We start from the raw sequence: 19,412 nt of genomic DNA on the forward strand, positions 1-19,412 counted from the left end.
GGCTTATTTTCTCAGGAGCATCTGTTTGGCAATTCCGCGTAAGAGGTCGATTTCTTCCTGATGGAGGCGGCTGCGAGCAAATAAGGCCTCCAAGCGGGGCATCAGCTTCTTAGGATTGGCGGGATCAAGATAACCAATAGCCTCTAGACCCTGTCGCCAATGCTCCAACATAGCAGCCACTGCAGCTGGATCAGCATAGTCCGATAAATCCCGACTATTGCTTGAGTCCTGCGAGATGCCTCCTAAAAACGCTTCTCTCAGCGTGTAGGCGCAGACCATCAGCGCTTGCGCAAGATTTAAGGATGGGTAATCGGGGTTGGCATCCAACCAGACGCGATGAGTACACAAGGAAAGATGATGGTTTTCTAAACCTGTTCTTTCAGGACCAAAGACAAGAGCGACTTGCCCCTGATTACGTACTGTTTCGGTAATCAGGTCTCTAGCGGTTTCCCAATCTATGGCGGGAGGGCCAAACTCTCGTTCACGGCTAGTAAGACCCAGAACTACTGAGCAACCCTGTACAGCTCTATCAAGAGACTCTGACTCTTGTGAAGATTCGAGTAGGTCAGCAGCGCCGCTAGCCAAAGCAATTGCCTCAGCCTGCTTAGCAATATCTGGAATTTTTGGCTTAATCAGATGAAGATCGTGAAAGCCCATGGTTTTCAGGGCTCTAGCTGCCGAACCCACATTGCCAGGGTGGCTTGTTTCTACGAGAACCCAGCGTATTAGGCGGGCTTGGTCGATTTCCATGAGTTTCTTTGCTGGTTAGTCAGGAGGAGGGTAAATTGCAAATCGTTTAGAATCAGCGTATTAGCTTCGTATTGTCGTGCAGTTTTGGCAATGTGACAGGCTCGTTCTTATTTAATTTGTCCATCAATACTATGCATCCCATGTTAAATGTGGCCGTAAAGGCTGCCCGTCGTGCTGGAACCGTGATTAATCGCGCCTCTCTCAATTTAGAGCGCCTCCAAGTCGATCGTAAACAGCACAATGACTTTGTAACTGAGGTGGACAAGGCCGCAGAAGCGGCCATCATCGAAACCCTGAGTGAGGCCTATCCAACACATGGATTTTTGGCTGAAGAGACGGGTGAACACAATGCCGATGCAGAGAACGTATGGATCATTGATCCATTGGATGGCACAACTAATTTTATTCACGGCTTTCCGCAGTATGCGGTGTCAATTGCTTTAGCAGTCAATGGCGTAATTCAACAGGCTGTTGTCTACGATCCAACTCGCGATGAACTATTTACTGCAACTCGAGGAGCGGGCGCTTATTTGGATCGCCGGCGTTTACGGGTTGGTGCACAAGATCGTTTAGCGAATTCTTTAATTGGCACTGGCTTTCCCTATCGAGAAGATCAAGACCTCGAAAAATATCTCAACATATTTGCAGAGATGTCTCGTCAGTGCGCAGGCTTACGTCGTCCTGGTGCAGCTTCATTAGATTTAGCTTATGTTGCTGCGGGTCGTTACGATGGTTTCTTTGAGAGTGATCTCAAGCCTTGGGATATGGCTGCAGGCGCTCTGTTGATTACTGAAGCCGGTGGCTTGATTGGTAATTACCGCGGTGAAGAGGGGTTTTTAAAGAGCGGCGAAGTGATGGCTGCAAATCCACGCATCTATGCACAAATGGTGCAAACGCTTTCTAAATATTCTGCTTCTTAAGATTTAATCAAGTCGATAGCGCGCACGCCTTGAGCATTAATCATGAGTGCACTCGCTCTCGGGCGAGCACCTTCCGGATGATCTAAGTCCCAGTCAGACAAAACCCAGCGTTGCCAAGATTGTTCGCCTAATTGCTCTTGATGATGAGCGGGTAAATGGGTATGTCCATGTATCAGCTTATCGCCTGAATGACTGCGTAGTATTGCGGCACAAGCTTCTTGAGTGACATTCGTTTTCATCTGATTCTTCTGATGGGAAGCTCTCGCATTGCGTTGATATTGCGCATGACTATTACCCCGTAAATGATTCGCAACGGAACGGCGCCAGGCCAAGGGGAGACAGAGGAATCCTTTTTGCAACCAAGGTTTTCTAGTCAAGCTACGAAATATCTGATAGCCCACATCTGCGGTACATAGAGCATCCCCATGTGAGAGCAGGTATTTTTGACCGGCAAGTTCCACCAGCGAGGGATCTGATAATGCAGTCATGCCAGTTTTTTTCAAGAAGGCAGGACCCACTAGAAAGTCACGGTTGCCATGAATGTAATACGTTTTGGTTTTGGCAGAAAGATTCGCGAGGGCGCGTTTTACTTCTTGTTGAAAGGGCGAATGCGCTGAAGCATCATCGCCAATCCAGTATTCAAAAAGATCGCCCAGAATAAAAATAGCTTCTACCTGAGAAGCATCTTTTTCACAAAAGTCAAAAAAGCGTTGAGCCGTCAAGGGCATTGACGGCGTCAAGTGTAGATCTGAGATGAGCAGTGCGCTCGCGTATTGCGGGATCATTCCTCGAGAACAGAGGCTTTCTCAATCACAACATCTTCTGCTGGTACATCTTGATGAAAACCAGAATTACCAGTCTTCACTTTGCGAATCGTATCAACTACATCCATACCCTCAGTGACTTTGCCAAAGACAGCATAACCCCAGCCTTGCGCATTTTGAGCGGTATGGTTTAGAAATTCATTGTCATTCACGTTGATGAAAAACTGTGCAGTAGCAGAATGAGGATCGCTCGTGCGAGCCATCGCAACGGTGCCAAGTTCATTCTTGAGACCATTATTAGCCTCATTCTCAATTTCTGCACCAGTCGGCTTTTGCTTCATGCCAGCAGTCATGCCGCCACCCTGAATCATGAAGTTATTAATCACCCGATGAAAGATTGTGCCATCGTAGTGACCGCTCTTTACATACTGCAAAAAATTTGCAACGCTTTTGGGTGCTTTTGCCGCGTCAAGAGTGAGTGTGATATCGCCCTGATTGGTTTTAAGGAGAACCTTCGCCATTGTTTTATTTACTTTCTGGAGAGTTAGTGGATGGGTTGCTTGAAGAAGAACTGGGGTTTGTAGGACCTCTGGTCTGAGGTTTTAATAAATTGAGTAGATATTTAGCGCGATTGGCATACAGACGCTGATTGAGTTGGGTATTAGCGGCAGCATCCTCGTAAGCCTTAGCACCCAAGCGCACATAGACTTCACCTAAGTTCGCTGCAGCAGTGCTGTAACTAGGACGCAGCCTCAGTGCGAGCTCCAAATAGTCACGTGCTTCAATCCATTTATCTTGATTCGCGACGATTGCTGCAAGATTGTTATAAGGCTCTGGCAGCTCTGGAAATTGTTGAGTAATTTCAATTAAGGTTTTCTTTGCCCCATCAAAATCACGTAGCTCAAGTTGCAAGCGGGCCTTGATATAACGTAGTTGGACATTACGAGGAGTCTTTTTGAGGCGAGTATTAATTAAATCTATTGCATCTTGATATTTTCTAGCCTTCACTAATTTTTCTATATCCGATGGCACCGCATTTTTAGTCACCGGATCTGGCTCAATAATCAAGAAAGATAAAAAAGGCACACCAACGGTTTCAGAGAGCTCTGGATTTAATGGATCGTATGGAGCATCCGTGGAGAGTCTGGGAGGATCACTGGGCCCATAGCCGCCCAGGTAGGCTTGAGTTTTAGCTTGTGGAGAAGTTGCTTCTTGCCTATTGACGGCGGCGATTTCAGCATTTGCCTGTTGTTGGGCGGGGGTACTGCACCCAGTCAGTAATAAAAAGCTCAGGGCAATGGCAATTGCTAGAAAAGTGGTGACGATCGGTGCTTTGAGGGTTGCAAACATAAGGGAAGGGGTGAAAAACTGGCTCATTCGATATACTCAGCGCTCAGTCTAACAAATTGGCGCTACTTGCCTCACCTTTATAGCCCTATGCTGCAAATCTATAACACCCTAAGCCGTTCTAAACAGGTTTTTAAGCCCATCGAACCGGGTAAGGTGAAGATCTATATCTGCGGCATGACGGTCTATGATTTTTGCCATATTGGTCACGCCAGGGTCATGATCGTCTTTGATATGGTTGTTCGCTGGCTCAGAGCCAGTGGCTACCAGGTTCTCTATGTTCGCAATATCACCGATATTGATGACAAAATCATTAAGCGTGCTCTAGAAAATGGCGAGCCGATTACAAGCTTAACCAATCGCTTCATTGCTGCCATGCATTCTGACTCTGATGAGTTAGGTTTAATGCATCCAGATCAGGAGCCGCGTGCTACGGATTACATCAAACAAATGCAAGGCATGATCGGCAAGCTCATTGAAAATGAATTGGCGTATCAAGCAGAAGACGGCGATGTCAATTTTGCAGTTCGTTTACTGCCCCGTTACGGTCAGCTGTCTGGAAAATCTCTCGATGAACTCAATGCAGGTGAGCGCGTTGCAGTAGGAGGAGGTAAACGCGATCCATTGGATTTTGTGTTGTGGAAGAGCGCCAAGCCAGAAGAGCCTGCAGATACCCGTTGGAAATCCCCTTGGGGCGAGGGCCGACCAGGTTGGCATATCGAGTGCTCAGCCATGTCATGCGACTTACTTGGCGAACACTTTGATATTCATGGTGGTGGCGCTGATTTGCAGTTTCCGCATCATGAAAATGAAATCGCCCAAAGCGAAGGGGCTTTGTACGGGCAAAATCGAAAAGAGGATGACGCTCCTTTTGTGAACTATTGGATGCATAACGGTCATATTCGAGTGAACCAAGAGAAGATGTCTAAGTCATTGGGTAACTTCTTTTTAATCCGTGATGTCTTAAAAAGTTTTGATCCCGAAGTTTTGCGATTCTTCATGCTGAAAGCCCATTACCGCAGCCCCATCAATTACAGCGATGCGCAACTAGAAGAGGCGCGTGCTGGCTTGGTGCGCTTATATACCGCCTTAGCACAGGCACCCAGCCTAGTAAACGTCGCGCTTGATCCCAATAATTCCTGGTCACAGCGCTTTGCCGATGCCATGAACGATGACTTTAATACATCAGATGCGATTGCGGTGTTGTTTGATTTGGTAAGTGAAGTCAATCGAGCTCAAGGTGATGAGAGACAGATACTCGCAAGCACCCTCAAATCTTTAGGTGGCGTTTTGAATTTCTTGCAACGAGATCCAACCACATTCTTGCAATCGGGCACTAAAGACGTGGGTGGCTTCAGTCCCGAGCAAATCGAAGAACAAATTGCTGCTCGGATTGCGGCTAAGCAAGCAAAAGATTTTGCTAAAGCCGACCTTATTCGTAAAACTTTATTAGAGCAGGGCGTTGTCTTGGAAGATAAGCCTGGCGGTCTCACAGAATGGCGGAGGGCTTAATGGCGTCCGTTAAAGAAGAATCCATTCTCAAAGAAGTTGCGCCTGATTATTGGGAGCAGGCTTGTCGTGAGTTAATGAAGCATGATCGCATTATGAAGAAATTGATTCCCAAATATGGATCTGGTTTTTTAGTTACTCGGGGCGATGCATTTACAACGCTTGCTCGTGCGATTGTTGGACAACAAATCTCCGTAGCTGCTGCCCAAGCAGTGTGGGATAGGGTGCTTATCGCTAGCAAGAAAAAAGTGAACCCAAAAAATATCTTGGCGCTCACGGTGGAGGATTTAAGGACAGCTGGCTTATCAGGTCGCAAGGTCGAGTACATCCGCGACTTGGCCGATCACTTTGATTCTGGTCGTCTCCATGCCAATCAGTGGAAAGATATGGACGATGAGAGCGTGATTAAAGAATTGAGCGCGATTCGGGGAATTGGACGCTGGACCGCAGAAATGTTCCTCATTTTTAATTTGGTTCGCCCTAATATTCTGCCGCTAGATGATGTTGGCCTCATTAAGGCTATTTCCCTCAATTACTTCAGTGGTGAGCCTGTTAGCCGCCATGAGGCTAGGGAAGTGGCGGCCAATTGGGCTCCATGGCGTACGGTTGCTACCTGGTATATGTGGAGAAGTATCGATCCCATCCCGGTTGAATATTAAAATCAGACTATGAAAACGACTTTCCTAGATTTTGAGCAGCAAATCGCCGAATTAGAGTCAAAGATTGAAGAGCTGCGTTTTGTGCAAGATGAATCATCGGTAGATATCTCCGATGAGATCAAAACGCTTTCTGAAAAAAGCCTACAACTCACCAAGGATGTTTATGCCAACTTAACGCCTTGGCAGGTGTCGCAAGTTGCGCGTCACCCGCAACGTCCCTACACCTTGGACTATGTTGACTCCTTATTCACTGACTTCCATGAACTCCACGGTGATCGTACGTTTGCAGACGACCAATCGATCATTGGCGGTCTAGCGCGTTTTGATCATCAGCCGTGCATGGTAATTGGTCATCAAAAAGGTCGCGATACTAAAGAGCGTGCCTTACGTAATTTCGGTATGAGTCGTCCTGAGGGGTATCGCAAAGCCATGCGCCTCATGCGCCTTGCAGAAAAGTTTGGTATTCCTGTATTTACTTTCGTAGATACACCAGGTGCATTCCCCGGCATCGATGCAGAGGAGCGCAACCAATCTGAAGCGATTGGTCGTAACCTCTATGTGCAAGCTGAGCTTGAAGTGCCGATCATCGCTACGATCATTGGTGAAGGTGGTTCGGGCGGCGCTCTGGCAATTGCCATGGGTGATGTTGTCTTGATGTTGCAGAACTCTACTTATTCTGTCATTTCTCCGGAAGGATGTGCCTCTATTCTTTGGAAGACCGCTGATAAAGCCTCTGAGGCTGCTGAACAGTTGGGCTTAACTGCGCAACGCTTGAAAGCCCTGGGCTTAATCGACAAGATTGTGGCTGAGCCAGTTGGTGGGGCTCATCGGGATTACGATGTCATGATGAGTAACATGAGCAAAGCCCTTGCCGAGTCGATCAAAACTTTTGATGGCATGAAGGCTGACGCATTACTTGAACGTCGTCATGCGCGTCTAATGAGTTATGGCAAGTTCAAGGAAATCACAGCCAAGTCTTAAGTCTACAAATCGAATTGCGGTCGCCTTAAGTGGTGGCCTCGATTCGGTTGTGTTACTCGACACCGTTTGCAAAGCGCAAGCAAAAAATAAAAATACCGAAATTTTTGTTTTCCATATTCATCATGGTTTACAAAAACCTGCCGATGACTGGCTTATCTTTTGCGAGAAGCTCGCTCAGAAATACAAAGTTCATTTTGACTTTCGCTTACTTCATCTAAGTCAAGAAGAAGGCAATATCGAAGCTAGAGCAAGAGCAGGGCGTTATGAGGCTCTAGCGGATCTCTGTGAAGAATATGGCATTGAAGATTTACTGCTAGCGCATCATCTGAACGATCAGGCAGAAACTGTTTTGTTGCAACTCTTACGCGGTGCTGGGGTGGCTGGTCTATCAGGCATGCCCGCTATTAGGGAGATCAAGGTAGGTAGCAATACTGTCACCCTCTGGCGTCCGCTGCTGAACCAAAGCAGAGCGGAATTGGAAACCTACGCTAAAGAACATAAGCTTCAATGGATAGAAGATCCTAGTAATCAAAGTCGTCAATTCAGACGTAACGCGATTCGCAAAGACATCATTCCAAGGCTGGTAAAGATTCAGCCAGAAGCGATTGTGAATTTGGCACGCAGTGCAAATCTATTGAGTGATGCACAAATATTGTTAGATCGCCTAGCAATTCAAGATGGTAAAGATATTCTTTTAAAAGACTCCCTGAAAACAAAACCACTGTTGAGTTTGGCTAAGTTAGATCAAGCGGCAGCAAACAATATTCTGCGCTATTGGCTAAGGCTGAATGAATTAGCTATGCCATCCCAAGAGCGGCTTGACGCTTGGTGGCGTGATCTGCGTTCAGTGAAAAGTGATGCTCAGCTTGAGTGGGCTCATGATGGCAAAGCCATTCGGCTGTGGCGCGATCAATTGCAAGTGTCTAGCCCTAGCTCTGGTATGTGGGTTTTTAAATCCATTGCATCTAGAAGTAAAAATCTGGGCTTGCCGGCTGCCTGGGTAAAAAGTGCTCAAAAAGAAGGGCGTATTCATACCAAAACCAGGTCGGGTTCTGAAAAGCTACAAATTAAACCCAATGCTCCGCGAAAAACCTTGAAAAATCTCTTCCAGGAAGGCGACATACCACCTTGGCAACGCAATGCGCCTCTGCTGTATATTGACAATCAACTGATTGCGGTTGCTGGCGTAGGCCTTAGTCATCCACACTTAGTAGATTCTGGATCACGCGTTTTGCCCGAGTGGCAAGAGAAGGCTTTGTAGGTTCAAAACGCTGTAAAATAAGCCCTTTTTAGATCCTCGGGTAGTTATTTCCCGCTTACAGAGAATTGAATAGACGGTTTTATGGCTCTTATCGTTCATAAATACGGTGGCACCTCAATGGGCTCGGTTGAGCGCATTGCGAATGTCGCTAAACGCGTTGCCAAATGGATGCGTGCTGGCCACCAGGTGGTCGTAGTACCTTCGGCCATGTCAGGTGAAACCAATCGCTTGCTCGGTTTAGCAAAAGAAATTAATCCTGAAGCAAATCCCCGCGAGTTGGATCAAATTGCCTCAACGGGTGAGCAGGTCAGCTCTGGTTTGCTTGCCTTAGCGTTGATGCGCGAAGGTATTGATGCAGTGAGCTACGCTGGTTGGCAAGTTACTGTGCATACGGATTCTGCTTTTACCAAAGCCCGCATTAAGAGCATTGATGATAAAAAGATTCTGAATGATCTCAATACAGGTCGTGCAGTAGTGGTCACTGGATTCCAGGGGGTGGATTCAGAAGGAAATATCACTACTTTAGGTCGCGGTGGTTCTGATACTTCCGCGGTAGCGATGGCTGCTGCACTCAAAGCCGATGAGTGCTTGATCTATACCGACGTCGATGGCGTATACACCACTGACCCACGCGTCTGTGAGGATGCGCGTCGCTTGGATAAGATTACCTTCGAAGAGATGCTAGAAATGGCTAGCCTCGGTTCTAAGGTATTGCAAATTCGTTCAGTCGAGTTTGCCGGTAAGTACAAAGTTAAAACCCGTGTTCTGTCATCGTTGACAGATCCATTGATGCCCTTAGACCAAGAGATGAAGTCGGGCACCTTGATTACATTTGAAGAGGACAGCACTATGGAAGCCGCAGTTATTTCCGGCATCGCCTTTGCGCGTGATGAAGCGAAGATTACCGTGTTAGGAGTTCCTGATCGTCCAGGTATCGCCTATCAAATTCTGGGTCCAATCGCTGATGCAAATATTGATGTGGACATCATCATTCAAAATCAATCTGTAGATGGTAAGACTGACTTCACCTTCACAGTTCCAAGAGCTGATTATCAGAAAGCTTTGGATATTTTGAAGAACACAGTTCAAGCACATATCGAAGCAAAAGAAATCTCAGGTGATCCTAAGGTTTCCAAAGTTTCAGTTGTGGGCGTTGGCATGCGTTCCCATGTAGGCATCGCTAGCAAAATGTTCCGCACCTTGTCAGAAGAGGGCATCAATATCTTGATGATCTCCACAAGTGAAATCAAAATTTCAGTAGTAATTGACGAGAAGTACATGGAGTTAGCAGTACGCGCCTTGCACAAGGCATTTGAGCTCGACCAGAAGTAAACCAATCAAAAGGGTATTAAAGCCCCTCAGAAGCGGTTATCCGTTAAACTGTGTGGCGTTGTAGTATCAGAAGAGCTGTAAAAAGTACGGAGACGTGGCCGAGCTGGTCGAAGGCACTCCCCTGCTAAGGGAGCATCGGGGCTAAAACTCTGATCGGAGGTTCGAATCCTCTCGTCTCCGCCAGTAACTCTGGCAACCTACCTGCTTTTTGCTTTATACAACAAAGACATAGCCCCTTAACCGGGGCTTTTTCTTTTTCTGTAAAAGACTCTACCCACCAGCCTACCCACCACTAAAACATTTCTCAAAATTAATTGGCGTAGATCGAACTAAACGTCATTTTGTAGCCCAAAAATACCCCCAGATTTAATTCGTACAATTTAATTAAATTGTCTTCATATTCTGGAGGGGTTGGCGATGGAAAGGGAATCATATACACGCAGTGAAATTTATGAACTTCTTTGGACTGAGCCGGCCACCAAGGTTGCACTGAGGATTGGACTCTCGGATGTGGCCCTTGGCAAGTGGTGCAAGCAGTATGGTGTACCTAAGCCACCATTAGGTTATTGGGCCAAGCTGGAGCATGGGAAGGTAACGGCACAGAGGCCTCCATTAGAGCCTTGGTGGAACGAACACGATCCTCTGATACGTGTCCGCACTCGGGATAAAGCAATCATGGAGGCTAGGCTAAATAAGCCTGCTGAGCCTATTCCAGTTGTAGAGGTTTACAAGGGCAATAAATTCCATGAAGAGATCGAGAAGACCTTCAAGGACTTCAAGATGGAAGGCTACTCAAAATTTGGGAGGTCAGAATCTAAAGCTGGTTTTGATGTCCAGATTGGTCCGCATAGCGTTCCACGGGTAAAACGAATACTTCAGACCCTCATCAACGAATTCACCTCTCGCGGTTATCGGTTGGGTGGCTATCGTAAATATTCAAATCCAGAAGTTACCGCATTCATGAGAGATGATGATGTAGTGACAATTGAGTTCTATGAAGTAAGCACTAAACCGCCCAAGCCAATGAAGAGAAAAAGTAGTTGGACTCATGGCGGGCAGACTCATACATACATGATGGATATTGACTACATTCCATCTGGAAGGCTAGAGCTAAGGATTCGCCATAACGATATATGCGGATGGAAGATTATTAAAGACTCTGAAAAGACCAGCGTAGAGGAGCAGCTTGGGAAATTGATAAACCTCATTGCTGAGCTTTCATTTGACGCCAAGATAGCAAGGGTGGAGCGAGAGGCTAGTGAGGCAAGGGAGCAGGCAGAGCGCAAGCGCCTAGCCGACATTAAATGGGCTCGGGAGGTAGAAGCCTGGAAATGGGGTCAGCTCAAGGATGCGGCAGAGCGCTGGAATGAATTGGCCGTGCTTAGAGAGTTTGTAAAAGCCATAAAGGGCAATAGGGTTGTAAGACGTAAAAACAAAGAAGAGCTAGGTGGTTGGATAAGTTGGGCGCAAGAGCAAATTAACGCTAGGGATCCGATTTATAAAGTGGCAAGCGGAATGAGTTTGCCTGGACAGAGTGAGCCCATTAGAGACGATGGATTTGAATAAGGTATTCGAAGCATGCCCTTAGGAAAGAATTATGATTAACGCATGAGTGATCTTGAGTATGTTGGAAAAATAAAAGGTATGAAAACTCTCAAGCAGATGATTGAGAGTAAAGAGGTCATACCCGCTTCGCAGTTGGCAAAGAACAGGGCCGCTGCAGAAGCCCAAGAGAAGGCCTTCGAGGAGGCCATCAGGTCAGAGGAATCGCACCGTAAAACCAAGATCTCCACCGGCAAGGTGGAGGGGCGTGAGCATTGGACTCGAGAGCCCTTTATTGAAGGCTGAATGCGTTACCTAAAAGCATCCCTTCAATATTGATTTAAAGCTCACTATTTGAGCTACCAAGTCTTAATAATTAACTCATAAATGTTACTTATTCAACCTTGGGGGGTGTCATGCGTAATTACACATATTTGGGTGGAGCGCGATTCACAGTAAATAACTTGTTTCGAAGTTTACGTTTTGATATTGATCGACTCGATATGAGTTGGGTTGATGATGAAAAGCCAGAATTTACTAGAGGCTTACGTGTAGTTGATAACGATGAAAGTAGTGCTGTAACGGTTGATGGTGAGGATGCTGACAATCTTATTTTTAGCCTTACCTATATCTTTAGCAAGGAAGATGGTGCCGATAATTTTAGAGCGGCTACCGATGAATATCTAAAGGTGGCGTTAGAAACAAAGAATTTTTTGGTTACTAGTCAAAAAAAAGATCCCGAGGGAAAGCCAAAGGTTGAGGAAGCGGTTGTTCACTAAGTACAAAATAGGGCGAGTTAAGTTCTTCAATTCAGCAAAATACTATCTAAAGGCTATGAGATATGGATTTTGATAGATCGGGCCTTATTCAACTCATTCGAAGCGAGTTCAAGCTTGATTGGCATGGCGTTCATGGTGCCAACCACTGGGCGCGAGTATTCCATCATGGAAACAATATTGGCCAGCTCCGCAATGTTGACTTACTGGTAGTTGAGCTCTTTGGCTTTCTGCATGACAGCTGCCGCTTAAATGATGGGCGCGATCCTTTGCATGGGCAGCGAGCCGCAGAATTTGCGCATGGGATACATGGTGATTTCTATAGCCTGCATCCAAAAAAATTGGATCAGCTTTGCTTTGCATTGAAGCATCACTCAGGTGGAGATATATCGATTGATGCAACCATTCAAACTTGCTGGGATTCAGATCGATTAGATCTAGGCAGAGTTGGAATAATCCCATCCCCAAGATATCTGTCTGATGAGGCTTCAATCTTTATTGATTTGGCCTATGACTGGAGTATTCGTTAGTTAGGTGTAGCGCTTTAAAGTTTTTTGTAGCTCATCTTGGACACGCTTTTTAAGGCTTGCTGGACCAATCACTTCAACTCCAGATCCATGCTTTAGGATATCCATGACTAGCTCTGGATCTTGGTTGTAATCAAACTCTAAGTTAAAAAAGCCCTCTTTATCAAAGCTGCCCACTTGCTGGCCATGCCAGTGTTCCCCTGAAACCCAGCGTGCATGCTCAGGAGTAAAGCGTAGTTTGGCTCTTTGGGTTGCCTTACCTGAGAAGATTCCATAGCTCTCCGCAAAGTGTTCTTGGCATTGTTTATCAGATACCTCTTCAGCCTTCTTGTTTGATAAGGTTGCCTTACGAATGCCATCCACGGCAAAACTCCGTAAATCATTACGCGTATGGCAATAAGCATCTAGGTACCAGTTTTCGCGGTAATAGATAAGACGCTGGGGTGAGATTTCACGATCAGTAAGCTCATCCTTGCCTTTGGAGTAATAGGAGATGTCTAGACGATTGCGCTTGAGTAGGGCGGCTCCGATCTCGGAGAAGTTCTCAATGGAGTTCTTACGTGCACCCATTCCAACCACCTTGATACGCTTGCGCAATTCTTTTGCAGAAGTTTCACTTTGACCCAAGATGCCATCGATGATTGCAGTTAAGGGTTCAATATGCGGGCCAATAAGTCCGCCTTGATCAAGCGAAGAGAGTAAGTGCTGCATGAGTACTAAAGCCGTAGCCTCCTTTTCAGAGAACCAAAGGCCTGGCATTTCGATCTTGTCTACTTGGTCTGGATTCTCAAACTTATAGCCACCCATAAATCGGTCATAAACAATAGATGCCTTCAGGCGGCTACGTAGGTACTCTAGATCGCGCTTAAACGTTGCAGGGGAGATCTCTAGCTCATCTAGGAAGTCTTCCCTGGGCACGCATTTACGCTGCTGAATCATGTACTTAATGCGGTGTAGCCGTTCCATGTCACTCATAAGAACCCCTAATAGTTATATCTTTTGTTGTTTTTATCACTTTAGTTAGTTTATAGCTCATTTCGTGAGCTAGTTGGTCATTAATCTGACCTATATCAACAAAAGGAGTGAAAAATGGTTAAGTTACTCGGTCTATTTTTAATGTTTATCAGCGCATACTGCTTGGAGCAGGGAGGATTAGATTTAGGGCTTGTTCAAGCTTTCTTTATTGGCCTTTTCATGTTTTTCAGCGAAGCCTTGATTGCTCACGTTTCATTTGTGCAGCGAGAAAAAGTACGCGCTAAATATCGGAGTCGTTAATGATCAAGCTTAAATTTGAAAAAATCCTAGGCCTAGCAATTGCCTCCCTGGCTTCAATCTCATCGATTGCCCAGCCAATTCAAACATTGCCAAATGGGTCTGGTGGATACAACACATATGGACGAAACGGTTCGCTGACACAGACCCTACCTAACGGTTCGGGTGGTTACAACACCTACGGGCCTCAGGGCGGTGTAACACAGACCTTGCCAAATGGTTCAGGGGGATACAACACTTATACGCCTGGTGGTGAACTTATCCAAACTCTACCTAATGGGTCAGGCGGTTGGAATACTTATTAACTGAATCAATTTATTTTTTAGCGGGCGAGTATCCAATTCGGTTGCCGTTGTTATCAAATACATTGGTAACGCCTGAGGGCGCGGTAACTTCATAACCTATGCGCTTGCCACTGTTGTCATAAACCCCATTATTAGAGTTGTAATTCATGGGGCTGTTTTGATAGTTCATAGGGCTATTGTTGTAATTCATAGGACTATTCTCATAGTTCATGGGACTGTTCTGGTAATTCATAGGGCTGTTCTCCCAGCTCGTAACTTGAGCAAAAGCTCCCGAAGAGAAACATGCTGTAGTCATTAGAAGACTGCTTTGAATAATGATCTTTTTCATTTGAATTACCAACCTTTCACAGAGGGTGCTTGTGGTGCTTGACGAGGTGCGTTGATTGTTGAATTAGGTGCTGCATAAACTGGTGTAGTTGAGGCGCCTTGATAGGCACCCTGAGGACTATAAAAATTAGTCTGCCCGTTATCAGTCTGAAACGACTGAACGTTCTGTCCCGTGGAGTTATAGACATTAGTCACACCGCTGGGCGATGTTTGGCTATAGCCAACATAGTTTCCATTTGGGCCATAAATAGCTTGGGCAGATACTCCTCGCGCTAATAAAACTGCCTGAGCAATCAAAAGTAGGGTGATCAGATATTGCATAGTTACCTCCAAAAAAGTGTCTATGGAGCTAGATTAAAAGGATTAAGGCTCGCCTAATGAGCTAGTAGTTCAAGAAAATGAAAAAACTATCAAATTTTATAAAGAGCCCATGCTTACTAGCGCCTTGGTACTTGTTGCCCTCATACCCCTTCAGGTGTCTCCTAGCGGTAAATTGGCCATTCCCCTAAATACACCATTGGCTGTAGCCGCATTTGTAGATACGGCAAAGATATTGGGCTTGCCAAAGTTTAGGCTGCGTGATTCGAGTGGCAACCCCTATTTAGCCGATAAGACATTGTTACAAGAGCCCCTAGCAGTAGTTCACGACTCAGCGGGGGTTTCATTTTCTAAGGAGGTCAATAGACGTAAGGCATACATACAGACCTACTTACGACGCTAAAGCTATATAAAAAAATCAAAAAATCGCTCGAAATCAGTGGATGCATGTCTGTGCGAAATTCAATGATTTTGTCTCTGAAGTGATGGTGCTAGTGGCTCATCTAACGAGCTACTAATTTATGACACTATATACAGATGAATACAGTAAATCGGGGAGAAGAGGAATTGGGTGGACTCGTCTGGGAGTCTGCGGAAGGATCAACCTTGCCCAAACATGAAGAGAGTGTCTATAGCGATCAGAAGGTAATTCAGTTAAGAATTTCTGAGCATATATTAGTTGATAGGGATGAGGATTGGTCAGATATTCACATTCAGTCTTCGCAGAAGGTAGAAGAGTCGAAGATATTAAAAAGTAAAGATGGAGCCGCTAATAAGGGTTCTCAAGATAGCAAGGTAAATCCCGCCGGTCATAAATTGGGTGGTGATAAAGCTTTAATAAAAGTTAATATCAATAGTTATCTCCAATATTTAGATTTAACTATTCGGTCGGTCGGTGCATTTTTTGAGTTTTTATTCATAATTTTTTTACATATTTTAGGAATCCAAAAAACTCGTCAAACGAGGCGAAAAAAAAGAGTTGTTGCTAATAAATCCCCAAAAAGAAGGGCAAAGGTAGCCGCCAAAAAATACTCCGCCAATAAGAAAAAGACGGAGTCTAGTAAACAAAGAGTCAAAGCTCTAAATTGGAAGAAAGTGGATGCTGAATTTGTGCCATCATCAAATTTATATTGCTATTGGTGCACAAAGAAGCTCGGTCTTAAATCTTGGGAGTTTGAAGGCCATTATTACTGTGATTCTTGCCATTCCTCCAAAAATGTAAATCTGCGATAGTTATTCACTATCATCTAATAATAAATATATAAATTGGAATGATTTCATTTTGGTAGACGGTATTTTTGAGGGGGCAGAGTCAAGGCAATTGGGATTTAGTTCCCTATTGAAATTTGCCGCCCTTGGAAATGTCACGGCAGCAATTAATAATAGGATTAGCCGTGGCGATTCTATAAATGCTCAAGATAAAGACGGTTTAACTGTATTAATGTATGCGGCTAGAAAGGGGAACCTAGATGCCGTAAACCTTCTATTGTCACTTGGCGCTGATCCTAGCATTAAGAACTATGACCAACAGAATGCTGCAGATCTCGCTATAAATGCAGGCTTTTCTGATGTTGCTGGAGTCTTAACGGCCCCATCCTTAGGGTCGGTCGAGCTTGTTGAGGTTCAGATAGATTCTGAGCCATTCGATTTGAGTGGCTGGGTAGAGGATGCTGAAATTCTATTGCCGTCACATGAAGTTAATATTGGTGTTGAGTCTAATAAGATTCAGGTAAAAATCCTCTCGCATAAGCCTATTGATAGGGATGAGGAGTGGGCAGAGGTCCAAATAGATTTGCCGGGGAAAGTCGCCTGGCGAAGAAGAAAGGAGCAACTATCAGTTTCCGATAAAGCGCTTGTAAAGGAGGCAATTTATCTTGGCCATTTAAATGGGGCAATTCCAATATCTTTATTGGAAAGAATTGCCTTAGACGAGCATGAAGAGCTTGATGAGGTATTGCTAGACTCACTAGTACTAGCTTTTGAAGATTTGGAATTCAAGATACAGGATTCAATCTGTCTTGATAGAGTTTCTGAAGCTCTGGCCGAAGATGATCATTTGGAGGACCTCTACGATCAGCTTGTTTACCTTATAGATAATAACCTTCAGGATGAGTCATGGTTTTATCGGAGCTTGAGTATTCCACTAGGTGGAGGGGATCTACTTACACATGAAGAGGAAATTGATCTTGGCAAAAAGATTGATAGCAGTTATGAAGAATCCATTAAGACTCTTGCCGGAAACACATCGGCGATAAAAATCATTGCCGAAGATTTAAGAAAAGTCTTGAGTGGACTATTAGATCGCGAAGAGATAATTTCTGAGGTGGTTGTGGTGGAGGATGAGGGGGAGGGTGACTTAACTCCCGGCCAAATTTCAATGCCCCTCGAAGATTCCGAAGAGGAGGAGTCTGATGAAATTTCTGCAATAGATCCCCAGATAAAAGAATTTATAGAGCTAGTTGAGCTTGATATGACGGATGCAATCCAAGCTCAAATTCGAGATCATCTACGCAAGCTCAACATTAATTTTAAATACATACAAAATCTAATTTTTGAAGGGTACTTACAAGACCCGGTTTTAGCTTTTCATATTGAGTGCTCTTTAAGCGCTCGTAATAAATTAGTTACATCAAACTTAAGGCTTGTTTCTCACTTATCTAGGGCTTATAGATATAGCGATCTTCCATTTTCAGATCTCGTGCAGGAAGGTTTCGTTGGATTAATTAAGGCTGCAGAAAGATTCGAATACAAAAGAGGATTCCGATTTACTACCTACGCCACTTGGTGGATTCGTCAAGCTGTTAGTCGTATGGTCCAGGATAAGTCAAGGGAGATTCGGCTTCCAGTTCATGTTGGGGAGCTATTGAATAAAGTTGATCGTGCAGAGCGTGGCCTTATGGATATACCTCTTCCACTAAGGAATAAAAAGATAGCTGAGATGTTGGATATCTCAGAAGTAAGAATTAAAAGGGTGAAAAACGCAAAATTTACAATGATCTCTATTGATTCTGAGGACTCGGAGGATATTGAGCGACTTGAATCTTATGGATTCCCGGCTTATGAAGATGGCGTTGGGCTATCTAACTGGATGCTGAGAAGATCATTTGAATCTATATTTAAAAATATGGATCGAAAAGAGGTTTCAGTTATTAAATTACGGTTCGGCTGGTATGACGGATCCCCACTGACTCTTGATGAAGTTGGTGAGCTTTATGGGGTAACTAGAGAGAGAATTAGGCAGATTGAGGTTAAGGTACTGAAAAGGCTTCAAGGCCCATCGGCATTGAGGCATTTGGGATTATTCTCTGAAAAGAAAGTATTGGAAGCGTAAATGCAGATAAACAAATTTAGGTCGGCACCTCCAAATGCATCTGCAATGATAGAAACATTGCGAGGCTTGGGATACTCCACAGGTGCTGCGCTTGCGGACATTATTGATAATTCAATTTCGGCTGGCGCTAAGAATATTTCTCTAAAGTTCATTTGGAATGACTTGGGGAGCTCCATTCTGGTCATAGATGATGGTGACGGTATGAGTGATGCCGAGCTCGAATTGGCAATGCGCTTGGGAGATAAGAATCCAACTTCTCAAAGAAAGCCAAATGATCTAGGGAGATTTGGGATTGGATTAAAGTCGGCGTCCTTTTCGCAGTGCAGGCGACTGACGGTTGGCTCAACAAAGAACGGCGTTTTAAGTTGCTTGCGTTGGGATTTGGACTATCTAGCCAACAATGCTGATGGGGGCTGGCATTTATTGGAGGGCGCTGATCCCAGCTCTAGCGGTTTGATAGTCGAAAATATGCCAACCACTCATGGCACTGTGGTTTTGTGGGAGGTAATGGACCGCATCGTCACCCCCGGTTTTTCTGAGCAAGAGTATCTAGATTTGATAGAAAAAGTTGACCAGACTTTGGGCATGATTTTTCATCGCTTTATAGAAGGATCCCATCCTAGGCTTAAATTGACAATCAATGATGTGCCAGTCAAGCCTTGGGATCCGTTTATGAGCAATAACTCTTTTACTATGGCATCGCCTGAAGTGCCATATAAAACGCCTTCTGGGATCGTTAAGATTAGGGGCTATGTGTTACCTCACAACGACCAGCTAACTGCGGAAGAATACGAGCGCTGGGGCGGGCCAGACGGATGGAATTCGCAGCAAGGATTCTATGTATATCGGAGCGATAGACTTCTGGTATCCGGCGGCTGGTTGGGTTTAGGCGGTCGACGGGCATGGACAAGGGAAGAGTCGCATAGGCTTGCCAGAATATCGGTTGATATTACAAATACATCGGATATTGATTGGAAGATTGATATTCGAAAATCTATAGCGCGACCACCGCTTTCAATTAGGCCACTGCTAATAAAAATTGCTGAAGATACAAGAGCAAAGGCGAGAAGGGTTTTTGCGCATCGCGGCCTTTATAACAAGAGTACTCCCAAAGAGGAGATACACAATGCGTGGAGATCTGAGGTATTTAAGGGTGGAATCCGCTATCGAATTGATACGGATCACCCAGCCATTAAATCCATCATGGAGTCTTCTGGGGAATTAAGTCCTCAAATTAAGGCGCTTCTCAGGATTATCGAAGAAACCGTCCCCGTACAAAAGATATGGCTTGATACAGCAGAAGCAAAAGAGACACCAAGAACAGCTTTTGCCGAGCAGCCATCTGAAGGCGTAGTAGAGGTCCTCACAGCAGTATTTGAGGATTTAACTTTAAGGCGCGGCATGTCTTCTGAATTGGCAAAAAAGACATTGTTATCTAGTGAGCCTTTTAATCACTACCCTAATTTAATTTCAAACTTATAAAGTTTAAAA

At 44.9% G+C, this 19,412-nt stretch carries 23 protein-coding genes and 1 tRNA gene; 17 read left to right on the forward strand and 7 right to left on the reverse strand.

What is annotated here, in order from left to right; translation table 11 throughout:
- Window positions 1-3: 3 nt before the first annotated feature.
- Window positions 4-750 carry an RNA methyltransferase gene (locus tag VC178_RS08120; RefSeq protein ID WP_323482155.1) on the reverse strand — a complete coding sequence of 249 codons (747 nt, stop codon included), beginning with the start codon at window positions 748-750 and terminating at the stop codon, window positions 4-6.
- A 131-nt stretch (window positions 751-881) separates the two neighbouring features.
- Between VC178_RS08120 and VC178_RS08125 the strand changes: the two genes are divergently transcribed.
- The gene (locus VC178_RS08125; protein ID WP_215294702.1) at window positions 882-1,670 is read left to right on the forward strand and encodes an inositol monophosphatase family protein; all 789 of its coding nucleotides are present in this window, start codon (window positions 882-884) and stop codon (window positions 1,668-1,670) included.
- Here the strand turns inward: VC178_RS08125 and VC178_RS08130 are convergent.
- Genes VC178_RS08130 through VC178_RS08140 form a run of 3 tightly spaced genes read right to left on the reverse strand, consistent with a single transcriptional unit; the run spans window position 1,667 to window position 3,811 of the window.
- A complete protein-coding gene (locus tag VC178_RS08130) occupies window positions 1,667-2,455 on the reverse strand; it encodes a UDP-2,3-diacylglucosamine diphosphatase (RefSeq protein ID WP_323482156.1) in 789 nt (262 codons plus the stop codon). The two genes, VC178_RS08125 and VC178_RS08130, sit on opposite strands and share 4 nt — an antisense overlap.
- Window positions 2,452-2,955: a peptidylprolyl isomerase gene (locus tag VC178_RS08135; RefSeq protein ID WP_215317988.1), complete on the reverse strand. Its 504-nt coding sequence runs from the start codon at window positions 2,953-2,955 to the stop codon at window positions 2,452-2,454. The genes VC178_RS08130 and VC178_RS08135 overlap by 4 nt, the downstream gene beginning before the upstream one ends.
- Before the next feature lie 4 nt (window positions 2,956-2,959).
- Window positions 2,960-3,811, reverse strand: a complete 852-nt coding sequence (locus VC178_RS08140; protein ID WP_323482157.1) for a tetratricopeptide repeat protein — start codon at window positions 3,809-3,811, stop codon at window positions 2,960-2,962.
- Between the two features lie 60 nt (window positions 3,812-3,871).
- Between VC178_RS08140 and cysS the strand changes: the two genes are divergently transcribed.
- From cysS to VC178_RS08190, 10 genes are all read left to right on the forward strand, one after another.
- Window positions 3,872-5,293: a cysteine--tRNA ligase gene (cysS, locus tag VC178_RS08145; protein ID WP_323482158.1), complete on the forward strand. Its 1,422-nt coding sequence runs from the start codon at window positions 3,872-3,874 to the stop codon at window positions 5,291-5,293.
- Entirely contained in the window at window positions 5,293-5,949 is a 657-nt protein-coding gene (locus VC178_RS08150; RefSeq protein WP_323482159.1) for a DNA-3-methyladenine glycosylase, read from the forward strand. The genes cysS and VC178_RS08150 overlap by 1 nt, the downstream gene beginning before the upstream one ends.
- A gap of 9 nt (window positions 5,950-5,958) precedes the next feature.
- Window positions 5,959-6,930, forward strand: a complete 972-nt coding sequence (locus tag VC178_RS08155) for an acetyl-CoA carboxylase carboxyltransferase subunit alpha (RefSeq protein WP_323482160.1) — start codon at window positions 5,959-5,961, stop codon at window positions 6,928-6,930.
- A complete protein-coding gene (gene tilS / locus VC178_RS08160) occupies window positions 6,896-8,191 on the forward strand; it encodes a tRNA lysidine(34) synthetase TilS (RefSeq protein WP_323482161.1) in 1,296 nt (431 codons plus the stop codon). Before VC178_RS08155 ends, tilS begins: the two co-directional genes overlap by 35 nt.
- 81 nt (window positions 8,192-8,272) lie before the next feature.
- Entirely contained in the window at window positions 8,273-9,523 is a 1,251-nt protein-coding gene (locus VC178_RS08165) for an aspartate kinase (RefSeq protein ID WP_215294689.1), read from the forward strand.
- A gap of 88 nt (window positions 9,524-9,611) precedes the next feature.
- A tRNA-Ser gene (locus VC178_RS08170) sits at window positions 9,612-9,706 on the forward strand.
- A gap of 234 nt (window positions 9,707-9,940) precedes the next feature.
- Window positions 9,941-11,089: a hypothetical protein gene (locus VC178_RS08175; RefSeq protein ID WP_323482162.1), complete on the forward strand. Its 1,149-nt coding sequence runs from the start codon at window positions 9,941-9,943 to the stop codon at window positions 11,087-11,089.
- A 42-nt stretch (window positions 11,090-11,131) separates the two neighbouring features.
- Entirely contained in the window at window positions 11,132-11,371 is a 240-nt protein-coding gene (locus tag VC178_RS08180) for a hypothetical protein (RefSeq protein WP_323482163.1), read from the forward strand.
- A 110-nt stretch (window positions 11,372-11,481) separates the two neighbouring features.
- On the forward strand, window positions 11,482-11,844 hold the full coding sequence (locus VC178_RS08185) for a hypothetical protein (protein WP_323482164.1): 363 nt from the start codon (window positions 11,482-11,484) through the stop codon (window positions 11,842-11,844).
- A gap of 62 nt (window positions 11,845-11,906) precedes the next feature.
- A complete protein-coding gene (locus tag VC178_RS08190) occupies window positions 11,907-12,371 on the forward strand; it encodes a hypothetical protein (protein ID WP_323482165.1) in 465 nt (154 codons plus the stop codon).
- Here the strand turns inward: VC178_RS08190 and VC178_RS08195 are convergent, their stop codons facing one another.
- Window positions 12,372-13,343: a helix-turn-helix transcriptional regulator gene (locus VC178_RS08195; RefSeq protein WP_323482166.1), complete on the reverse strand. Its 972-nt coding sequence runs from the start codon at window positions 13,341-13,343 to the stop codon at window positions 12,372-12,374.
- Between the two features lie 114 nt (window positions 13,344-13,457).
- Between VC178_RS08195 and VC178_RS08200 the strand changes: the two genes are divergently transcribed.
- Window positions 13,458-13,643 (forward strand): hypothetical protein, encoded by a 186-nt coding sequence (locus VC178_RS08200; protein WP_323482167.1) that lies wholly within the window; start codon window positions 13,458-13,460, stop codon window positions 13,641-13,643.
- Window positions 13,643-13,945: a hypothetical protein gene (locus tag VC178_RS08205; RefSeq protein ID WP_323482168.1), complete on the forward strand. Its 303-nt coding sequence runs from the start codon at window positions 13,643-13,645 to the stop codon at window positions 13,943-13,945. The genes VC178_RS08200 and VC178_RS08205 overlap by 1 nt, the downstream gene beginning before the upstream one ends.
- A gap of 10 nt (window positions 13,946-13,955) precedes the next feature.
- Here the strand turns inward: VC178_RS08205 and VC178_RS08210 are convergent, their stop codons facing one another.
- Entirely contained in the window at window positions 13,956-14,135 is a 180-nt protein-coding gene (locus VC178_RS08210) for a hypothetical protein (protein ID WP_323482169.1), read from the reverse strand.
- 143 nt (window positions 14,136-14,278) lie between these two features.
- A complete protein-coding gene (locus VC178_RS08215) occupies window positions 14,279-14,593 on the reverse strand; it encodes a hypothetical protein (protein WP_323482170.1) in 315 nt (104 codons plus the stop codon).
- Between the two features lie 109 nt (window positions 14,594-14,702).
- Here VC178_RS08215 and VC178_RS08220 point away from each other — a divergent pair, with 109 nt between their 5' ends.
- The 4 genes from VC178_RS08220 to VC178_RS08235 all read left to right on the forward strand — a co-directional run bounded on the left by VC178_RS08220 (window position 14,703) and on the right by VC178_RS08235 (window position 19,403).
- The gene (locus tag VC178_RS08220) at window positions 14,703-14,993 is read left to right on the forward strand and encodes a hypothetical protein (protein WP_323482171.1); all 291 of its coding nucleotides are present in this window, start codon (window positions 14,703-14,705) and stop codon (window positions 14,991-14,993) included.
- A 134-nt stretch (window positions 14,994-15,127) separates the two neighbouring features.
- Window positions 15,128-15,823, forward strand: coding sequence for a hypothetical protein (locus VC178_RS08225; protein WP_323482172.1), 696 nt, complete (start codon window positions 15,128-15,130; stop codon window positions 15,821-15,823).
- A 49-nt stretch (window positions 15,824-15,872) separates the two neighbouring features.
- Window positions 15,873-17,921 carry a sigma-70 family RNA polymerase sigma factor gene (locus VC178_RS08230; RefSeq protein WP_323482173.1) on the forward strand — a complete coding sequence of 683 codons (2,049 nt, stop codon included), beginning with the start codon at window positions 15,873-15,875 and terminating at the stop codon, window positions 17,919-17,921.
- 45 nt (window positions 17,922-17,966) lie between these two features.
- On the forward strand, window positions 17,967-19,403 hold the full coding sequence (locus VC178_RS08235) for an ATP-binding protein (RefSeq protein WP_323482174.1): 1,437 nt from the start codon (window positions 17,967-17,969) through the stop codon (window positions 19,401-19,403).
- The last annotated feature ends 9 nt before the right edge of the window (window positions 19,404-19,412 follow it).

Origin of the sequence: Polynucleobacter sp. AP-Sanab-80-C2 (genome assembly GCF_035012965.1) — a bacterium.
Taxonomy (GTDB): Bacteria; Pseudomonadota; Gammaproteobacteria; order Burkholderiales; family Burkholderiaceae; genus Polynucleobacter.

Excerpts from the sequence above, each read along its gene's own strand:
- VC178_RS08140 (WP_323482157.1), bottom strand. The coding sequence starts at position 3,811 with ATGAGCCAGTTTTTCACCCCTTCCCTTATGTTTGCAACCCTCAAAGCA.
- VC178_RS08150 (WP_323482159.1), top strand. The coding sequence starts at position 5,293 with ATGGCGTCCGTTAAAGAAGAATCCATTCTCAAAGAAGTTGCGCCTGAT.
- VC178_RS08165 (WP_215294689.1), top strand. The coding sequence starts at position 8,273 with ATGGCTCTTATCGTTCATAAATACGGTGGCACCTCAATGGGCTCGGTT.
- VC178_RS08175 (WP_323482162.1), top strand. The coding sequence starts at position 9,941 with ATGGAAAGGGAATCATATACACGCAGTGAAATTTATGAACTTCTTTGG.
- VC178_RS08135 (WP_215317988.1), bottom strand. The coding sequence starts at position 2,955 with ATGGCGAAGGTTCTCCTTAAAACCAATCAGGGCGATATCACACTCACT.
- cysS (WP_323482158.1), top strand. The coding sequence starts at position 3,872 with ATGCTGCAAATCTATAACACCCTAAGCCGTTCTAAACAGGTTTTTAAG.
- VC178_RS08225 (WP_323482172.1), top strand. The coding sequence starts at position 15,128 with ATGAATACAGTAAATCGGGGAGAAGAGGAATTGGGTGGACTCGTCTGG.
- VC178_RS08205 (WP_323482168.1), top strand. The coding sequence starts at position 13,643 with ATGATCAAGCTTAAATTTGAAAAAATCCTAGGCCTAGCAATTGCCTCC.
- VC178_RS08190 (WP_323482165.1), top strand. The coding sequence starts at position 11,907 with ATGGATTTTGATAGATCGGGCCTTATTCAACTCATTCGAAGCGAGTTC.
- VC178_RS08120 (WP_323482155.1), bottom strand. The coding sequence starts at position 750 with ATGGAAATCGACCAAGCCCGCCTAATACGCTGGGTTCTCGTAGAAACA.
- tilS (WP_323482161.1), top strand. The coding sequence starts at position 6,896 with ATGGCAAGTTCAAGGAAATCACAGCCAAGTCTTAAGTCTACAAATCGA.
- VC178_RS08235 (WP_323482174.1), top strand. The coding sequence starts at position 17,967 with ATGATAGAAACATTGCGAGGCTTGGGATACTCCACAGGTGCTGCGCTT.
- VC178_RS08130 (WP_323482156.1), bottom strand. The coding sequence starts at position 2,455 with ATGATCCCGCAATACGCGAGCGCACTGCTCATCTCAGATCTACACTTG.
- VC178_RS08200 (WP_323482167.1), top strand. The coding sequence starts at position 13,458 with ATGGTTAAGTTACTCGGTCTATTTTTAATGTTTATCAGCGCATACTGC.
- VC178_RS08180 (WP_323482163.1), top strand. The coding sequence starts at position 11,132 with ATGAGTGATCTTGAGTATGTTGGAAAAATAAAAGGTATGAAAACTCTC.
- VC178_RS08125 (WP_215294702.1), top strand. The coding sequence starts at position 882 with ATGCATCCCATGTTAAATGTGGCCGTAAAGGCTGCCCGTCGTGCTGGA.
- VC178_RS08220 (WP_323482171.1), top strand. The coding sequence starts at position 14,703 with ATGCTTACTAGCGCCTTGGTACTTGTTGCCCTCATACCCCTTCAGGTG.
- VC178_RS08215 (WP_323482170.1), bottom strand. The coding sequence starts at position 14,593 with ATGCAATATCTGATCACCCTACTTTTGATTGCTCAGGCAGTTTTATTA.
- VC178_RS08195 (WP_323482166.1), bottom strand. The coding sequence starts at position 13,343 with ATGAGTGACATGGAACGGCTACACCGCATTAAGTACATGATTCAGCAG.
- VC178_RS08185 (WP_323482164.1), top strand. The coding sequence starts at position 11,482 with ATGCGTAATTACACATATTTGGGTGGAGCGCGATTCACAGTAAATAAC.
- VC178_RS08210 (WP_323482169.1), bottom strand. The coding sequence starts at position 14,135 with ATGAATTACAACAATAGCCCTATGAACTATCAAAACAGCCCCATGAAT.
- VC178_RS08155 (WP_323482160.1), top strand. The coding sequence starts at position 5,959 with ATGAAAACGACTTTCCTAGATTTTGAGCAGCAAATCGCCGAATTAGAG.